At 58.2% G+C, this 16,638-nt stretch carries 13 protein-coding genes, 2 tRNA genes and 1 rRNA gene; 8 read left to right on the top strand and 8 right to left on the bottom strand.

What is annotated here, in order from left to right:
* The first annotated feature begins 115 nt into the window (after positions 1–115).
* On the top strand, positions 116–1,498 hold the full coding sequence (locus ABH912_RS16925; protein WP_033059499.1) for an MFS transporter: 1,383 nt from the start codon (positions 116–118) through the stop codon (positions 1,496–1,498).
* A 108-nt stretch (positions 1,499–1,606) separates the two neighbouring features.
* Here the strand turns inward: ABH912_RS16925 and ABH912_RS16920 are convergent, their stop codons facing one another.
* Together ABH912_RS16920 and ABH912_RS16915 are read right to left on the bottom strand one after the other, a co-directional pair.
* On the bottom strand, positions 1,607–2,560 hold the full coding sequence (locus ABH912_RS16920) for an adenosine deaminase (RefSeq protein ID WP_429511180.1): 954 nt from the start codon (positions 2,558–2,560) through the stop codon (positions 1,607–1,609).
* A gap of 271 nt (positions 2,561–2,831) precedes the next feature.
* Positions 2,832–3,527 carry a BMP family ABC transporter substrate-binding protein gene (locus tag ABH912_RS16915; RefSeq protein ID WP_429511179.1) on the bottom strand — a complete coding sequence of 232 codons (696 nt, stop codon included), beginning with the start codon at positions 3,525–3,527 and terminating at the stop codon, positions 2,832–2,834.
* Positions 3,528–3,800: 273 nt separating this feature from the next.
* On the opposite strand from ABH912_RS16915, the gene ABH912_RS16910 reads away from it, so the two are divergent.
* Complete coding sequence (locus tag ABH912_RS16910; RefSeq protein ID WP_429511178.1) at positions 3,801–4,889, top strand: calcium:proton antiporter; 1,089 nt, start codon at positions 3,801–3,803, stop codon at positions 4,887–4,889.
* A 125-nt stretch (positions 4,890–5,014) separates the two neighbouring features.
* Here ABH912_RS16910 and ABH912_RS16905 read toward each other — a convergent pair whose 3' ends face one another.
* The 3 genes from ABH912_RS16905 to ABH912_RS16895 form a co-directional block, all read right to left on the bottom strand.
* Complete coding sequence (locus tag ABH912_RS16905; protein ID WP_033059493.1) at positions 5,015–6,373, bottom strand: 8-oxoguanine deaminase; 1,359 nt, start codon at positions 6,371–6,373, stop codon at positions 5,015–5,017.
* A 272-nt stretch (positions 6,374–6,645) separates the two neighbouring features.
* Complete coding sequence (locus ABH912_RS16900) at positions 6,646–7,332, bottom strand: SDR family oxidoreductase (RefSeq protein ID WP_429511177.1); 687 nt, start codon at positions 7,330–7,332, stop codon at positions 6,646–6,648.
* Positions 7,333–7,357: 25 nt separating this feature from the next.
* Entirely contained in the window at positions 7,358–7,708 is a 351-nt protein-coding gene (locus tag ABH912_RS16895) for a MerR family transcriptional regulator (RefSeq protein ID WP_033059605.1), read from the bottom strand.
* 82 nt (positions 7,709–7,790) lie between these two features.
* Between ABH912_RS16895 and ABH912_RS16890 the strand changes: the two genes are divergently transcribed.
* Entirely contained in the window at positions 7,791–8,213 is a 423-nt protein-coding gene (locus tag ABH912_RS16890; protein WP_429511176.1) for a hypothetical protein, read from the top strand.
* Positions 8,214–8,793: 580 nt separating this feature from the next.
* On the opposite strand, the gene ABH912_RS16885 is transcribed toward ABH912_RS16890, so the two are convergent.
* The 3 genes from ABH912_RS16885 to ABH912_RS16875 form a co-directional block, all read right to left on the bottom strand.
* A complete protein-coding gene (locus ABH912_RS16885) occupies positions 8,794–9,375 on the bottom strand; it encodes an IMPACT family protein (protein ID WP_429511175.1) in 582 nt (193 codons plus the stop codon).
* A gap of 7 nt (positions 9,376–9,382) precedes the next feature.
* On the bottom strand, positions 9,383–10,033 hold the full coding sequence (locus ABH912_RS16880; RefSeq protein ID WP_033059484.1) for a TetR/AcrR family transcriptional regulator: 651 nt from the start codon (positions 10,031–10,033) through the stop codon (positions 9,383–9,385).
* Positions 10,034–10,118: 85 nt separating this feature from the next.
* The gene (locus ABH912_RS16875; RefSeq protein WP_033059482.1) at positions 10,119–11,039 is read right to left on the bottom strand and encodes a LysR family transcriptional regulator; all 921 of its coding nucleotides are present in this window, start codon (positions 11,037–11,039) and stop codon (positions 10,119–10,121) included.
* A gap of 124 nt (positions 11,040–11,163) precedes the next feature.
* Here ABH912_RS16875 and ABH912_RS16870 point away from each other — a divergent pair, with 124 nt between their 5' ends.
* The 5 genes from ABH912_RS16870 (at position 11,164) to ABH912_RS16850 (ending at position 16,500) form a co-directional block, all read left to right on the top strand.
* The gene (locus ABH912_RS16870; protein ID WP_033059480.1) at positions 11,164–12,513 is read left to right on the top strand and encodes an aspartate aminotransferase family protein; all 1,350 of its coding nucleotides are present in this window, start codon (positions 11,164–11,166) and stop codon (positions 12,511–12,513) included.
* Between the two features lie 65 nt (positions 12,514–12,578).
* Complete coding sequence (locus ABH912_RS16865) at positions 12,579–14,072, top strand: CoA-acylating methylmalonate-semialdehyde dehydrogenase (protein ID WP_033059478.1); 1,494 nt, start codon at positions 12,579–12,581, stop codon at positions 14,070–14,072.
* A gap of 626 nt (positions 14,073–14,698) precedes the next feature.
* Positions 14,699–16,237: ribosomal RNA gene (locus ABH912_RS16860) — 16S ribosomal RNA — on the top strand.
* Positions 16,238–16,320: 83 nt separating this feature from the next.
* Positions 16,321–16,397: transfer RNA gene (locus ABH912_RS16855), tRNA-Ile, on the top strand.
* 27 nt (positions 16,398–16,424) lie between these two features.
* Positions 16,425–16,500 (top strand) — tRNA-Ala (locus ABH912_RS16850).
* Positions 16,501–16,638: the final 138 nt, after the last annotated feature.

Below are 16,638 nucleotides of genomic sequence, written 5' to 3'. Positions count from 1 at the left end.
CGACGTCCGTAGCTTCGGGCGTCGTTTAGAGCTGCGAACAGGTCGCATCCAGCAGTAACCCCCAGCAGCTATCGCGCACACTCGTCCGGGGACTTTCGGATTGGGGGAATGTGACATGGAAACACGAGGCTTCAGCGCGGCAGAACGACTGGAACGGCTGCCCATCAGCGGTTATCACCGAATCATTTTCATCATCATTGCCCTGGCGTTTTTCTTCGACTCCATGGACCTGGCAATGATGACCTTCTTGCTCGGCTCGATCAAAACCGAGTTTGGCCTGAGCACGGCGCAGGCCGGGTTGCTGGCCAGTTCGAGCTTCTTCGGCATGGTCGTGGGGGCGTCGCTGTCCGGCATGCTGGCCGACCGCTTCGGCCGCAAGCCGGTGTTTCAGTGGAGCATCGTGTTGTGGGGGATCGCCAGTTATCTGTGCTCCACGGCGCAGAACGTCGAAACGCTGACGTTGTTTCGAATCCTGCTGGGGATCGGCATGGGCATGGAGTTTCCCATCGCTCAGTCGATGCTCTCGGAGCTGATCCCTGCCAAACGGCGCGGGCGCTACATTGCGTTGATGGACGGTTTCTGGCCGCTGGGCTTCGTCGCCGCCGGCGTGCTGTCGTACTTCCTGCTGCCAGTGATTGGCTGGCGGGACATCTTCCTGGTGTTGGCGGTGCCGGCGGTGTTTGTCCTGGCGATTCGCTTTTTCATTCCCGAATCACCGCGTTGGCTGGAACAGGCCGGGCACCATGACGTGGCAGACAAGGTCTTGCTGCGCATCGAAGATCGGGTCCGGACCTCTCTGGGACGTTCGGAGTTGCCTGAGCCAATCCGCCTGCCGAGAGTGGCGAGTACGCCGGGCCATTTCTTTTCCGCGTTGCGGCAGATCTGGTCGCCGCTATACCGCCAGCGCACGATGATGATCTGGAGCGTCTGGTTCTTTGCCTTGCTGGGTTTCTATGGCCTGACGTCCTGGCTCAGTGCCTTGCTGCAGCAGTCGGGTTTTGCCGTGACCCAGTCGGTGTATTACACGGTGCTGATTTCCCTCGGCGGGATTCCCGGTTTCCTGATGGCCGCCTGGCTGGTGGAGCGTTGGGGGCGTAAACCGGTGTGCGTGGTGACGATGCTCGGCGGCGGCGCGATGGCGTTTCTTTATGGTCAGAGCGCGGTGTTTGGCGGCAATGTCAGCCTGTTGATTGCGTCGGGGTTGCTGATGCAGTTTTTCCTGTTCGGCATGTGGGCGGTGCTTTACACCTACACGCCGGAGTTGTACCCGACATCAGCGCGGGCCACGGGCTCGGGTTTTGCGTCGGCGATTGGCCGCGTGGGTTCGTTGCTCGGGCCAATGGTGACCGGGCTGGTGTTCCCGATGACCGGGCAGGGCGGGGTGTTTGCGCTGGGGGCGATGTGTTTTGCGATTGCGGCGGGGGTAGTGTGGGTGTTCGGGATGGAGACCCGGGGCAAGACATTGGAGGAGTTGAGCGAACCGGTGGTCATCAATTAATCACCGCGTTATCGTTCTTCGCGGGCAAGCCTCGCTCCTACAGGTACAGCGTCGGTCTCAAGAACGATGCAAAACCTGTAGGAGCGAGGCTTGCCCGCGAAGGCGGCCTTAAGGTTTCACCAACCGTGCATCCAAACTGTTCTGCGCCAATCGCTTGGCCTGATCCTGGGTCATACCCAAATGGGTGTACAACGCGTCGAAGTTCTCGGTGACATAACCGCCGAAGTACGCCGGGTCATCCGAGTTCACGGTCACTTTCACGCCACGCTCGAGCATGTCGAGAATATTGTGCTGAGACATGTGATCGAACACGCAGAGCTTGGTGTTCGACAACGGGCACACGGTCAACGGGATTTGCTCGTCGATGATCCGCTGCATCAAGCGCTCGTCTTCGATGGCGCGCACGCCATGGTCGATGCGCTGGACTTTCAGCAAGTCGAGGGCTTCCCAGATGTACTCGGGCGGGCCTTCTTCACCGGCGTGGGCGACGGTCAGGAAGCCTTCGTGACGGGCACGATCAAACACGCGCTGGAACTTGCTCGGCGGGTGACCCATCTCCGAACTGTCCAGGCCGACGGCGACAAACGCATCACGGAACGGCAGCGCCTGGTCGAGGGTTTTCTCGGCCTCTTCTTCGCTCAAGTGACGCAGGAAGCTCAGGATCAAACCGCTGGTGATGCCCAGTTGCTGCTCGCCATCCTTCAACGCGGCGGCGATGCCGTTGAGCACCACTTCAAACGGCACGCCACGGTCGGTGTGGGTCTGCGGGTCGAAGAACGGTTCGGTGTGAATCACGTTCTGCGCCTTGCAACGCAACAGGTAGGCCCAGGTCAGGTCGTAGAAATCCTGAGAGGTGCGCAACACGTCGGCGCCCTGGTAATACAGGTCGAGAAACTCTTGCAGGTTGTTGAAGGCATAGGCCTTGCGCAGGGTCTCGACATCGCTCCACGGCAGGGCGATCTTGTTGCGTTCGGCCAGGGCGAACAGCAACTCGGGCTCCAGCGAACCCTCAAGGTGCAGGTGCAGTTCTGCCTTGGGCAGGGCGTTCAGCCAGTCGTACATAGTCTTTTCTCATCAGGTGCAGATGGCGAGCATTCTACAGATGCCCGTGGAAACAATTAGCAAAACCTGACCAGCCGGTTCATCACAGCGCTTCCTGTTCCCGTCGATAGGCGTAGTCGGCGAAGAACGGGCAATTCTCAAGAACGCTGAAAACTCATTGTGGGAGTGAGCCTGCTCGCGATGAGGCCGTCACATTCAACATCCATGTTGACTGATAGTCCGCTATCGCGAGCAGGCTCACTCCCACAGGGTTTTGTATTCGGCTCGGGATTTACTTCGGGATGTCCGCCTTCATGCCTTCAACGTAGTAGTTCATCGACGCCAGTTCCGCATTGCTGGCCGTCGCGCCAGCCGCAATTTTCGCGGCGTCCGCCTGATCCTTGATCGGTCCGGTGAACGGATGGAAAGCACCGCTTTTGATGTCGGCAATGATCTGCTCTGCCTCGGCCCTCACCGGCGCTGGCACCAGATCGCTGATCGGCAGTTCAACTGTGCCTTCCTTCAACCCGCCCCAGTAATCCTGCGATTTCCACTGGTGGTCGAGCACGCTTTGGGCCGCCTGAATGTAGTGCGGCCCCCAGTCGTTGACGATGGACGTCAGCACGGCTTTCGGCCCGAAGTACGCCATGTCCGAAGCGTAGCCCACGGCATACACGCCGCGACGTTCGGCCGCCTGGATCGGCGCCGGGCTGTCGGTGTGCTGGAACACCCTGTTGCGGATCACCCGCTCGGCGTCGGCGCCTTCAGCGACGTTCTCCACATAGTTGGTGGTGATCTGATTACCGAATTTTTCGGCCAGCGCCTTGCGCCCTTGTTCATGCTGATACGTCCCGCCGTGGTCGCCAATCGGACCGATGTAGACGAAGCCGACTTTCAGCGGGTCGGCGGCACTGGCAGTCAGGCTTGCGCTCAGACCGATGGCTGCGGCGACGGCGCAAAGCAGCTTCGTCAACGGACGTTTGAGCATGAATGGGAACTCCATGTTGTTGTGAGGTTGGCAAGGCCAATGCAAGTTGCTGACCAACAGGACAACAAATGGCTCGAGACCGTGTAACGGCCATCGCGAGCAAGCTCGCTCCTACAGGATTTGTGCAGGTCATGTGGGAGCGAGGCCGATAAAAGTGCATAGGCTGGCACGGCTGCCATCCACTGGTGCGCTAAGGTGTAACGAAACGTTAGTGCCGCCCCGCAGTCAGTAGCTCATCACTCTGTTCGCTTCAGTCGGCAAAAAAGGCCCGCAATGCTCACACTCCTCAAGCAAGAAAAGTTTCTGCTGCTGGCCCTGCTCGCCGCCATCGTCGCCTATCCGCTGGAACACTGGATGCTGCACAGCGGTCAGCCCATTGCACTGACCGCCGGCCTGGTGCTGATCGCCTTCATCGTCGTTGCCTCCATGCGCGTCGCCCATCACGCCGAACTGCTGGCCGAAAAAGTCGGTGACCCTTACGGCACGATGATCCTGACCCTGGCCGCCGTGCTGGTGGAAGTGGTGATCCTGGCGATCATGATGAGCAACGAAGCCTCGCCGACCCTGGTACGCGACACGATTTACTCGGCGGTGATGCTCGACATCAACGGCATCCTCGGCCTCGCTGCGTTGATGGGCGGGCTCAAGCACGGCGAACAGTCCTACAACGACGACTCGGCGCGCAGCTACAGCGTGATGATCCTCACCGCCATGGGCGTTTCCATGGTGGTGCCGGAGTTCATTCCCGAGGCCAGTTGGAAACTCTATTCGGCGTTCACCATTGGTGCGATGGTCGTGCTTTACGCCTTGTTCCTGCGCATGCAGGTCGGGCCGCACAGTTATTTCTTCAGCTACAGCTACCCGGAAAAACGCCGTAATAAAGTCCCGAACGAAGAACCTGAGCCCATCAATCTGGGGCTGAGTATCGGGACATTGGTGTTCGGCGTGGTGGTGATCGGCGCCTTGGCCGAAGTGATGTCCAAGACCCTCGACCTGGGCCTGGAAGGGACGGGCGCACCGCCGGTGATCACGGCGATCCTGGTGGCGGCGATCTCGGCGGCGCCGGAGATTCTGACGGCGTTGCGGGCGGCTCTGGCCAACCGCATGCAGTCGGTGGTCAACATCGCCTTGGGCGCGTCGCTGTCGACGGTGATCCTGACGGTGCCGGTGATGGAAGCGATGGCGCTCTACACCGGCCAGCCGTTCCAGATGGCAATGACCCCGGTGCAGACGGTGATGATCTTCCTCACCCTGATCGTCAGCGCGATCAACCTTAACGATGGCGAAACCAATGCCATCGAAGGCATGACCCACTTTGTGTTGTTTGCGACATTCATCATGTTGTCGCTGCTGGGTCTCTAGCCCCACGACAAATCCCCTGTAGGAGTGAGCCTGCTCGCGATAGCGGTGTGTCCGACACCCTCAATGTCGACTGACACACCGCTATCGCGAGCAGGCTCACTCCTACAGTTTTGATTTGTGTTGAATCAGGTTCCGGCGATTAGCTGCCGGGCCGCCTGACTGTGATTGGCGATCAGGCCTTTGAGATCCAGCCCTTCAACCTGCCCATCAATCACCCGCCACTTGCCGCCGACCATCACCCGATCCGCCCGATCAGCGCCGCACAGCAGCAACGCCGACACCGGATCGTGACTGCCGGAGAAGCGCAGTTCATCGAGCTTGAACAGCGCCAGATCCGCCTGCTTGCCCACCGCCAGTTCACCGATATCGGTACGCCCGAGCAAACTCGCCGACCCCTTGGTCGCCCACCCCAGAACCAATTCCGGGGTGATCTTCTCGGCGCCATAACGCAGCCGCTGAAGGTAAAGCGCCTGACGGGTTTCCAGCATCATGTTCGACGCATCGTTGGACGCCGAACCGTCCACACCCAAGCCCAGCAATGCGCCGGCAGCGGTCAGATCCAGCGTCGGGCAAATGCCGGAAGCCAGGCGCATGTTCGAACTCGGGCAATGGCAAATGCCGGTGCCGGCGGCACCGAGGCGAGCAATTTCATCCGGGTTGAAGTGAATGCCATGAGCCAGCCAGGTGCGCGGGCCGAGCCAGCCGACGCTGTCCAGGTAATCCACCGTGCGCAGGCCGAAGCGTTGCAGACAGAAGTCTTCTTCGTCGAGGGTTTCGGCCAGGTGAGTGTGCAGGCGCACGTCGAGTTTGTTCGCCAGTTCGGCACTGGCCGACATGATTTCCGGGGTCACCGAGAACGGTGAGCAGGGCGCGAGGGCGATCTGGATTTGAGCGCCATCGCCACGTTCGTGGTACTCGGCGATCAAGCGCTGGCTGTCGGCGAGGATTACTTCGCCTTCCTGCACGGTTTGCTGCGGTGGCAGGCCGCCGTCCTTTTCGCCGAGGCTCATGGAACCGCGCGTCAGCATGGCGCGCATGCCCAGTTCGCGAACGCTTTCGACTTGTACGTCGATCGCATTTTCCAGGCCTTGTGGAAACAGGTAATGGTGATCGGCCGCGGTGGTGCAGCCAGACAGCAGCAATTCGGCCAAGGCGACTTTGCTGGCGAGGGCGAGCTTTTCAGGGGTGAGGCGTGCCCAGACCGGGTAGAGGGTTTTCAGCCACGGGAACAATGGCTGATTGACCACCGGTGCCCAGGCGCGGGTCAGGGTTTGATAGAAGTGGTGATGGGTGTTGATCAGTCCCGGCAGGATCACATGCTCGCGGGCATCGAAGACTTGTCCACAGGGCGCGGACGGTTGCTGGCCAGCGGCGAGCACTTCGACGATCAAACCGTCTTGCAGCACCAGGCCGCCACGGGCATCGAGGCCATTGGCAGTGAAGATCGCGAGGGGATTTTTTAACCAGGTACGGGTCGCAGGCATGTTGGCCGGCTCCTCTGAAAGTGGGGTTCAGGTTAGCCAGCTCAGTGATTACCCTGTCTGCTGATCCAGGGTCGTCGCGGGGACGAGGTGCGGAGTTTCAAACAAAACCGCTTTGTCGGCAAGCCCGGCCCGACCAGACAACACAAATCCCTGTTTGGAATGATCCTTGTAGGAGTGAGCCTGCTCGCGATGAGGCCGTGTCATTCAGCATTGATGTGGCTGACACTGCCTCATCGCGAGCAGGCTCACTCCTACAGGGGGGATGGTGGTGATTACCAGGGAATGGTTTCGCCTCGGTAATTCACAAAATGATGCCCGCCGTTACCGGTGTATGCGTTCACCTGATCGACCAATCCGCGCGTGCTGGTGTCCACATCGATGTCAGCGCCTTCACCGCCCATGTCGGTCTTCACCCAGCCCGGATGCAGCGACAGCACGGTGAGTTTCTGCTCGCCCAATTGAGTGACGAAGCTGTTGGTCATCGAGTTCAATGCCGCTTTACTGGCCTTGTACAACGCCAGCTCCGGCGCATCCGGCATGGTCACACTGCCCAGCACCGAACTCATGAACGCCAGTACGCCGGTATCCGGACGAATCTGCCCGACGAAGCGTTGAGCCAGGTTGATCGGCGCCACGGCGTTGGTGAAAAACAGTTGCCCGACTTCCGCCAGCGTCGCGCCGCCCGGTGTCTGAACCTCCGGCCCCTTGACCCCGGCATTCACGAACAACAGGTCGAACACTTCACCCTTGAGTTGTTGGCTCAGGGCGATGACCGCCTGCTGGTCGTCCATGTCGAGTTTTTCGATCCGCACCTTGCCCAAGGCCTGCAAGGCTTCGGCGTTCTGCGGGTTGCGCACGGTGGCGGTGACTTGCCAACCGTCGGCCAGCAGGGTTTTCACCAGACCGAGGCCCAGGCCCCGGGAGGCGCCGATGATGAGTGCGGTTTTTGCCGTAGACATAAGTGGCTTCCTTGATAAATGAGGATCACGGATTCAATGGACAACGTTGACCGAGCCGTTGCTGCAACTCCTGACGCAGCGCGCCGAGTTCGTCGATTCGGGTTTCGATCAGTTTGAGTTTGTCCTGCAGCAATTGCGTGACGGCGCTGTCGGGATCGGGCGAGTGCCATAACGCGGCGACGCTGTTGCCGATCTCGCCGAGGGTAAATCCCAGCCGCTGAGCGGTCTTGATGTACAGCACCAGTTGCACCATGTCCGCCGGATAGTCGCGATAACCGTTGGCGCTGCGTTGCGCCGCAATCAACCCGCGCTGCTCGTAGAAACGCAGCGTGTCGCGGCTGACGGCGCTGGCCTGGGCTAATTCACCGATGCGCATCATGACATCTCGAGAGGGCTTGACCCTGGAGCATACTCCAGGCTTTAGCCTTGTTGCTCCCTGAATTTATGGAGCACGAAGGATGTGGACTTCAACGCAATATCGCCGGTTGGTGAAGGGTAGCGCGTGGTATGACTTGATCGTCATGGTGGCGTTTGTCACGCCGTGGAGTTTTGCGGCATTGCATGGCGTTTTGTTGAGTGTGAGTCAGGCGTTCAACTTGCCTGGCGAGCTGCCGCCGTTTGAGCCGGTGCACCTGCTGATGGCCAATCTGTTGGGGTCGATTGTGTGTGTTTGGGCGGTGCTGCGGATTCGTGATCCGCAGCAGGTGTATGGGCGGTATGACGCAGTCGGCAGATTTCTGTTTTCGGCTTGGCAGCTGTATGCCCTGGTCCATGGCGCCAGCTCTTTGTTGGTGATTTTCCTGTTCTTTGAATTGGCGTGGGGCGTTGCTCAGGTGTTGCCTGTTCGGACGCTTTCGCGAGCAGGCTTGCCCGCGCTCTGAGCAATTGCAGACGAGGTGTTGGATCGGGGATCGGCACGGGGTTGGGCATGACAGGCTCGGGCCGATTGAAGTGATGCCTGTGGATAAAACAATTTCCTGGTCATTGAGTCAGGAAAAATCAAAAGCGTTACAGATAAAGGCTTTGAGGACAGCGCCTCGCCCTATGTCGATCCCGAACCTGGCACCACTTGAGGGCAAAGCCGTTGATCGGGCTCCGGTTTTGCTCAGGGTGTTTGGTCAAAAAACGAGCAACCCACGGCAAGCCATGCCGGGCATGGGGCGGCGACAGCCATGAACGGGTTATCCACAGATTGCTCCACAGTATTTGTGCGCAAGCCCGAAGCTCGGGCATAAGCACTGCGTGGCTTTCTTCTAAAGGTGATAAACCACGCTAACTGATTGTTTTTACGTGGATTTAGCTTTTTTGATGGCGGATTGGACGAAAAGTGAGCAAAGCCCGCAAAGCCGCATGACAGAAGGGTTACAGCCGGGTGTGCTCAGGTTATCCACAGCCGGGTGCACAGTAGATGTGGGCAAATGCACCGGTTCGACGAAAGGGCTGTGAACGTTGTTGGTGCGATTAGTGCTGCAACAAAATGCGTCCGCGGCTCAAGTGCGCCAGCTGCGTTTGCAGGGTATCGATCTGGCTTTCGCCGATGGCCAGTTGCAGGTCTACACCGTTGGCCGTGAACGTTTCTTCCACCACCAATCCACCCAGTTCCGCCACCCGAAGCTTCACCAGCGGCAATTCTGCAAAAGCACAGGCACAACTCACCGGCACCCGACTGATCAGTTCAACCTTTGCCGCCGCTTGCAGGCACTTGTTGGCGCCGCCGCCATACGCCCGGGCGAGGCCACCGGTGCCGAGTTGAATGCCGCCATACCAGCGAATCACCAGCACCGCGACCTGATCGCAATCCTGCGCGTCGATTGCCGCCAGAATCGGCCGGCCCGCGGTGCCACCAGGCTCGCCATCGTCAGTGCTGCGGTACTGGTCGCCAAGCTTCCAGGCCCAGCAATTGTGCGAGGCATTCAAATCGCTGTGCTGTTCGATGAACGCCTGGGCTTCAGCAGGGCTGCTGATCGGCGCGGCGAAAGTGATGAAGCGGCTTTTGCGAATCTCTTCGCGGTACTCGCAAAAACCGCTGAGGGTAAAAGGCATAAGTGTCTTAGATCGTTGGCGTCAGGCCGCAGCCCTTGAGAATGATACGGATCAGGTTGTCGCCAGCGTCTTCCATGTCCTGCTTGGTCAACTTGGTGCGACCGCTGACGCGGCAGATCTGCGTGGCGAAATCGGCGTAATGCTGGGTGCTGCCCCACAACAGGAAGATCAGGTTCACCGGGTCTACCGGGTCCATTTTGCCGGCGTCGATCCACGCTTGAAACACGCCCGCCCGACCCTGGAACCAGGCGCGATAATCCTGGTTGAAGTACTCGGTCAGGCACTCGCCACCGCTGATGACTTCCATGGCGAAGATCCGCGAGGCTTGCGGCTGACGGCGGGAGAATTCCATCTTGGCGCGGATATAACGCGTCAGCGCTTCCGCCGGATCATCCTCGGCGGTCAGGGTGTTGAAGGTGCTGTCCCACAACTGGAGGATGTTGCTCAACACCGCCACGTACAAACCGAGTTTGTTGGTGAAGTAGTAATGCAGGTTCGCCTTGGGCAACCCGGCATTCAGGGCGATGGTGTTCATGCTGGTGCCTTTGAACCCGTGACGGGCGAACTCGTCTTCGGCGGCTTTGATGATGGTCTCTTCGTTCTTCTGACGAATGCGGCTGGCAGGTTTGCCGCCGTGAGCGGGGACTTCAAAGGTCATAGGCACTTCCGGACAAGTGGGTGGGTACAACCAGTGCGTTGATAGCGCACCCACAGGCATCAGACAAGTCCTGACGCGATAAAACCTAGCGTGTCGCAGCCAGGCTCTCCAGAAAACTTTCCAGCACCAAATGCGGGCGACGGCCCTTGCGGGTGACTGATGCGAGGCTCAGGTCATAAAAACGCACCGTTGGTTTCAGCGCACGCAATCGGCCTTGCTGCACCCAGAGGCTGGCGTAGTGGTCCGGCAAATAGCCGATGTAGCGCCCGGTCAGGATCAGGAACGCCATGCCTTCCCGGTCCGAAGCACTGGCGGTGCAATTGAGCGCCTGGTAATGGGCCTGGATTTCCGCGGGCAAACGGAAGGTCGGGGCAATGGCATCCTGGCTATTGAGGCGCTCGTCATCCAGTTGTTTATCGTCGACATAAAACAACGGATGACCGACCGCGCAATACAGTAGCGAGCGTTCGCTATAGAGCGGCTGATATTCCAGCCCCGACAGCGCGCTGGCTTGCGGCACCACGCCGACATGCAATCGACCGTCGAGCACGCCTTGTTCGACTTCATTGGGCGCGATCATGCGGATCTGAATCTGCACGTCCGGCCCGCGTTCCTTCAATTGCGCCAAGGCGTGGGTGATGCGCATGTGGGGCAGGGTGACCAGGTTGTCGGTCAGGCCGATGGTCAATTCGCCGCGCAGATGCTGGTGCAGGCCGTTGACTTCGGTGCGGAAACTTTCCAGCGCGCTTAAGAGCTGTAAGGCCGATTGGTAAACCTCGCGACCTTCTTCGGTCAGGGAAAAACCGGCGCGACCGCGTTGGCACAAGCGCAAACCGAGGCGCTGTTCCAGATCGCTCATTTGCTGACTGATGGCCGAGCGGCCGATCCCCAGCACCGACTCCGCTGCCGAGAAGCCGCCGCACTCCACCACACTGCGAAAGATCCGAAGCAAGCGGATATCAAAGTCACTGACTTGCGCCAGCGGATCGGGGCGGCGGCTGCTCATAGTTTAGTGGTGACCTGACTGAACGTTAGAAGAGTTAGATTTCACCGACTTTATCCCCGTGGCAATTTAGCTGCAAGAACGCTTTTGATCTCTATGCCGCTTATTGCCCTGCGAGGTTTTGCCCATGAACTTGCCTGAAAACAACCCGACTTCCCTGGCCAGCCAGCTCAAGCTCGATGCTCACTGGATGCCCTACACCGCCAACCGTAATTTCCAGCGCGATCCGCGACTGATCGTGGCGGCTGAAGGCAGTTGGCTGATCGATGACAAGGGCCGCAAGGTTTACGACTCGCTCTCTGGTTTGTGGACCTGCGGCGCCGGGCATACCCGCAAGGAAATCCAGGAAGCGGTCGCCAAGCAATTGGGCACCCTCGATTACTCGCCAGGTTTCCAGTACGGCCATCCGCTGTCGTTCCAGCTGGCTGAGAAAATCACCGAGCTGACCCCGGGCAATCTGAATCACGTGTTCTTCACTGACTCGGGCTCCGAGTGCGCTGACACGGCGGTGAAGATGGTTCGTGCTTACTGGCGCCTGAAAGGCCAGGCCACCAAGACCAAGATGATCGGTCGTGCCCGTGGTTATCACGGCGTGAACATCGCCGGCACCAGCCTCGGTGGTGTGAACGGCAACCGCAAAATGTTCGGTCAGGCGATGATGGACGTTGATCACCTGCCGCACACACTGCTGGCGAGCAATGCCTACTCCCGTGGCATGCCGGAGTTGGGTGGTATCGCGTTGGCCGATGAGTTGCTGAAGTTGATCGAGCTGCACGACGCATCGAACATCGCCGCGGTATTCGTTGAACCGCTGGCCGGTTCCGCGGGTGTTCTGGTTCCGCCACAGGGTTATCTCAAACGTCTGCGCGAGATCTGCGATCAGCACAACATTCTGTTGGTGTTCGACGAAGTGATCACCGGTTTCGGCCGTACCGGCAAAATGTTCGGCGCCGATACCTTTGGCGTGACCCCGGACCTGATGTGCATCGCCAAGCAAGTCACCAACGGCGCGATCCCGATGGGCGCGGTGATTGCCAGCTCCGAGATCTACCAGACCTTCATGAACCAGGCGACGCCGGAGTACGCGGTGGAATTCCCGCACGGCTACACCTATTCCGCGCACCCGGTGGCGTGTGCCGCTGGCCTGGCAGCACTCGACCTGCTGCAAAAGGAAAACCTGGTGCAGAGCGTGGCTGAAGTCGCACCGCATTTCGAAAATGCGCTGCACGGTTTGAAGGGTTCGAAAAACATCATCGATATTCGTAACTACGGTTTGGCCGGTGCGATCCAGATCGCGCCGCGTGACGGCGACGCCATCGTGCGTCCGTTCGAAGCCGGCATGGCCCTTTGGAAAGCCGGGTTCTACGTGCGCTTCGGCGGCGACACCCTGCAGTTCGGCCCAACCTTCAACAGCAAGCCGCAAGACCTTGATCGTCTGTTCGACGCGGTCGGCGAAGTACTGAACAAGATCGACTGATTTTCCCTTCTATATAGAGGCGCCCGTTGAAGGGCGTCTCGTGGACAACTTTTCAGGAGCCCTGCATGAGCCTTATCCCGCATTTGATCAATGGCGAACTGGTGACCGAAGACGGTCGCACCGCTGACGTGTTCAACCCGTCCACAGGCCAGGCGATCCACAAGCTGCCGTTGGCCAGCCGCGAAACCATTCAAAAAGCCATCGACTCGGCCAAGGCTGCGTTCCCGGCCTGGCGTAACACTCCGCCGGCCAAGCGTGCGCAGGTGATGTTCCGCTTCAAACAATTGCTGGAGCAGAACGAAGGGCGTATCGCTCAGCTGATCAGCGAAGAGCACGGCAAAACGCTGGAAGATGCTGCTGGTGAACTGAAGCGCGGTATCGAGAACGTTGAGTTCGCTTGCGCCGCACCGGAAATCCTCAAGGGCGAATACAGCCGTAACGTCGGCCCGAACATCGATGCCTGGTCGGACTTCCAGCCGCTGGGTGTGGTGGCCGGTATTACGCCGTTCAACTTCCCGGCCATGGTGCCGCTGTGGATGTATCCGCTGGCGATCGTCTGCGGCAACTGCTTCATCCTCAAGCCGTCCGAGCGTGACCCAAGTTCGACGCTGTTGATTGCTCAATTGCTGTTGGAGGCCGGTCTGCCTAAAGGTGTGCTGAGTGTGGTTCACGGCGACAAGGCTGCGGTGGACGCGCTGATCGAAGCGCCGGAAGTCAAAGCGTTGAGCTTCGTTGGTTCGACGCCGATTGCCGAATACATCTACGCCGAAGGCACCAAGCGCGGCAAACGCGTTCAGGCACTGGGCGGCGCGAAGAACCATGCGGTGCTGATGCCGGATGCGGATCTGGATAACGCGGTCAGCGCACTGATGGGCGCGGCCTACGGTTCTTGCGGCGAGCGTTGCATGGCGATCTCGGTGGCAGTGTGTGTCGGCGACCAGGTGGCGGATGCGCTGGTGGCCAAGTTGGTACCGCAAATCAAGGCGCTGAAAATCGGTGCCGGTACTTCATGCGGTCTGGACATGGGGCCGCTGGTTTCCGGTCAGGCTCGCGACAAAGTCAGTGGCTATATAGAAGACGGTGTTTCTTCGGGTGCGACCTTGGTGGTGGATGGTCGTGGGCTGAGCGTGGCTGGTCATGAGGAAGGCTTCTTCCTGGGTGGCTGCCTGTTCGACAACGTCACGCCAGAAATGCGTATCTATAAAGAAGAGATCTTCGGGCCGGTGCTTTGTGTTGTCCGGGTTAACAGCCTGGAAGAGGCGATGCAGCTGATCAACGATCACGAGTATGGCAACGGCACCTGCATCTTTACCCGTGATGGGGAAGCGGCACGGTTGTTCTGCGACGAGATCGAAGTCGGTATGGTCGGCGTCAACGTACCGCTGCCGGTACCGGTGGCCTATCACAGCTTTGGTGGCTGGAAGCGCTCGCTGTTCGGCGACTTGCATGCTTATGGTCCGGATGGCGTGCGTTTCTACACACGTCGCAAGGCGATTACCCAGCGCTGGCCACAACGGGCAAGCCATGAAGCTTCGCAGTTCGCATTCCCTAGTTTGTAAGTAGAAGGGAAGAAGGCCGGCCCCTTGGGGCCGGCCTTTGCGTTTCAGGGGCTTTTTTCACCTATATGACAGAACTGTGAAAATAGGTGTTGACGGCAGATTCTGGAAGTCTATAATTCGCCCCACTTCCGGCGCAGTCGAAACGAAAAACTCCTTGGTAAACAATGAGTTACGCAGTTTTCGGCAGCGAGTGGCTTCAGCTCATCGAAGCCCAGAAGGAGTTGAAAGAGCAGGGTGGTTTGGCTCTTTTAACGATTCGATCTTCTCGGTCGAAAGCGGAACAAAAGAGGTGTTGACAGCAGCGAGTAACGCTGTAGAATTCGCCTCCCGCTAACGAGAGATCGAAAGCGCAAGTGGTTGAAGTTGCAAAGGAAACTTTGAAAACTTCGGAAAATAACCGCTTGACAGCAACAGAGGCTGCTGTAGAATGCGCGCCTCGGTTGAGACGAAAGCTCTTAACCAACCGCTCTTTAACAACTGAATCAAGCAATTCGTGTGGGTGCTTGTGGAGTCAGACTGATAGTCAACAAGATTATCAGCATCACAAGTTACTCCGCGAGAAATCAAAGATGTAACCAACGATTGCTGAGCCAAGTTTAGGGTTTCTTAAAAACCCAAAGATGTTTGAACTGAAGAGTTTGATCATGGCTCAGATTGAACGCTGGCGGCAGGCCTAACACATGCAAGTCGAGCGGCAGCACGGGTACTTGTACCTGGTGGCGAGCGGCGGACGGGTGAGTAATGCCTAGGAATCTGCCTGGTAGTGGGGGATAACGCTCGGAAACGGACGCTAATACCGCATACGTCCTACGGGAGAAAGCAGGGGACCTTCGGGCCTTGCGCTATCAGATGAGCCTAGGTCGGATTAGCTAGTTGGTGAGGTAATGGCTCACCAAGGCGACGATCCGTAACTGGTCTGAGAGGATGATCAGTCACACTGGAACTGAGACACGGTCCAGACTCCTACGGGAGGCAGCAGTGGGGAATATTGGACAATGGGCGAAAGCCTGATCCAGCCATGCCGCGTGTGTGAAGAAGGTCTTCGGATTGTAAAGCACTTTAAGTTGGGAGGAAGGGCATTAACCTAATACGTTAGTGTTTTGACGTTACCGACAGAATAAGCACCGGCTAACTCTGTGCCAGCAGCCGCGGTAATACAGAGGGTGCAAGCGTTAATCGGAATTACTGGGCGTAAAGCGCGCGTAGGTGGTTTGTTAAGTTGGATGTGAAATCCCCGGGCTCAACCTGGGAACTGCATTCAAAACTGACAAGCTAGAGTATGGTAGAGGGTGGTGGAATTTCCTGTGTAGCGGTGAAATGCGTAGATATAGGAAGGAACACCAGTGGCGAAGGCGACCACCTGGACTGATACTGACACTGAGGTGCGAAAGCGTGGGGAGCAAACAGGATTAGATACCCTGGTAGTCCACGCCGTAAACGATGTCAACTAGCCGTTGGGAGCCTTGAGCTCTTAGTGGCGCAGCTAACGCATTAAGTTGACCGCCTGGGGAGTACGGCCGCAAGGTTAAAACTCAAATGAATTGACGGGGGCCCGCACAAGCGGTGGAGCATGTGGTTTAATTCGAAGCAACGCGAAGAACCTTACCAGGCCTTGACATCCAATGAACTTTCCAGAGATGGATTGGTGCCTTCGGGAACATTGAGACAGGTGCTGCATGGCTGTCGTCAGCTCGTGTCGTGAGATGTTGGGTTAAGTCCCGTAACGAGCGCAACCCTTGTCCTTAGTTACCAGCACGTAATGGTGGGCACTCTAAGGAGACTGCCGGTGACAAACCGGAGGAAGGTGGGGATGACGTCAAGTCATCATGGCCCTTACGGCCTGGGCTACACACGTGCTACAATGGTCGGTACAGAGGGTTGCCAAGCCGCGAGGTGGAGCTAATCCCAGAAAACCGATCGTAGTCCGGATCGCAGTCTGCAACTCGACTGCGTGAAGTCGGAATCGCTAGTAATCGCGAATCAGAATGTCGCGGTGAATACGTTCCCGGGCCTTGTACACACCGCCCGTCACACCATGGGAGTGGGTTGCACCAGAAGTAGCTAGTCTAACCTTCGGGAGGACGGTTACCACGGTGTGATTCATGACTGGGGTGAAGTCGTAACAAGGTAGCCGTAGGGGAACCTGCGGCTGGATCACCTCCTTAATCGACGACATCAGCTGCTCCATAAGTTCCCACACGAATTGCTTGATTCATTGAAGAAGACGATAAAGAAGCAGCCCGAAATTGGGTCTGTAGCTCAGTTGGTTAGAGCGCACCCCTGATAAGGGTGAGGTCGGCAGTTCGAATCTGCCCAGACCCACCAATTTTGTGTGGGAACCTGTAGAAATACGGGGCCATAGCTCAGCTGGGAGAGCGCCTGCCTTGCACGCAGGAGGTCAACGGTTCGATCCCGTTTGGCTCCACCACTACTGCTTCTGTTGTTGAAAGCTTAGAAATGAGCATTCCATTGTGATGATGGTGAATGTTGATTTCTAGTCTTTGGCTAGATCGTTCTTTAAAAATTTGGGTATGTGATAGAAAGATAGACTGAACGTTACTTTCAC

Source organism: Pseudomonas sp. BT76 TE3572 (assembly GCF_050435365.1).
In the GTDB taxonomy this organism is placed as follows: Bacteria; Pseudomonadota; Gammaproteobacteria; order Pseudomonadales; family Pseudomonadaceae; genus Aquipseudomonas; species Aquipseudomonas fluorescens_W.
The sequence above is the reverse complement of the archived record's forward strand: the minus strand, read 5'-3'. Positions and strand labels throughout refer to the sequence as shown.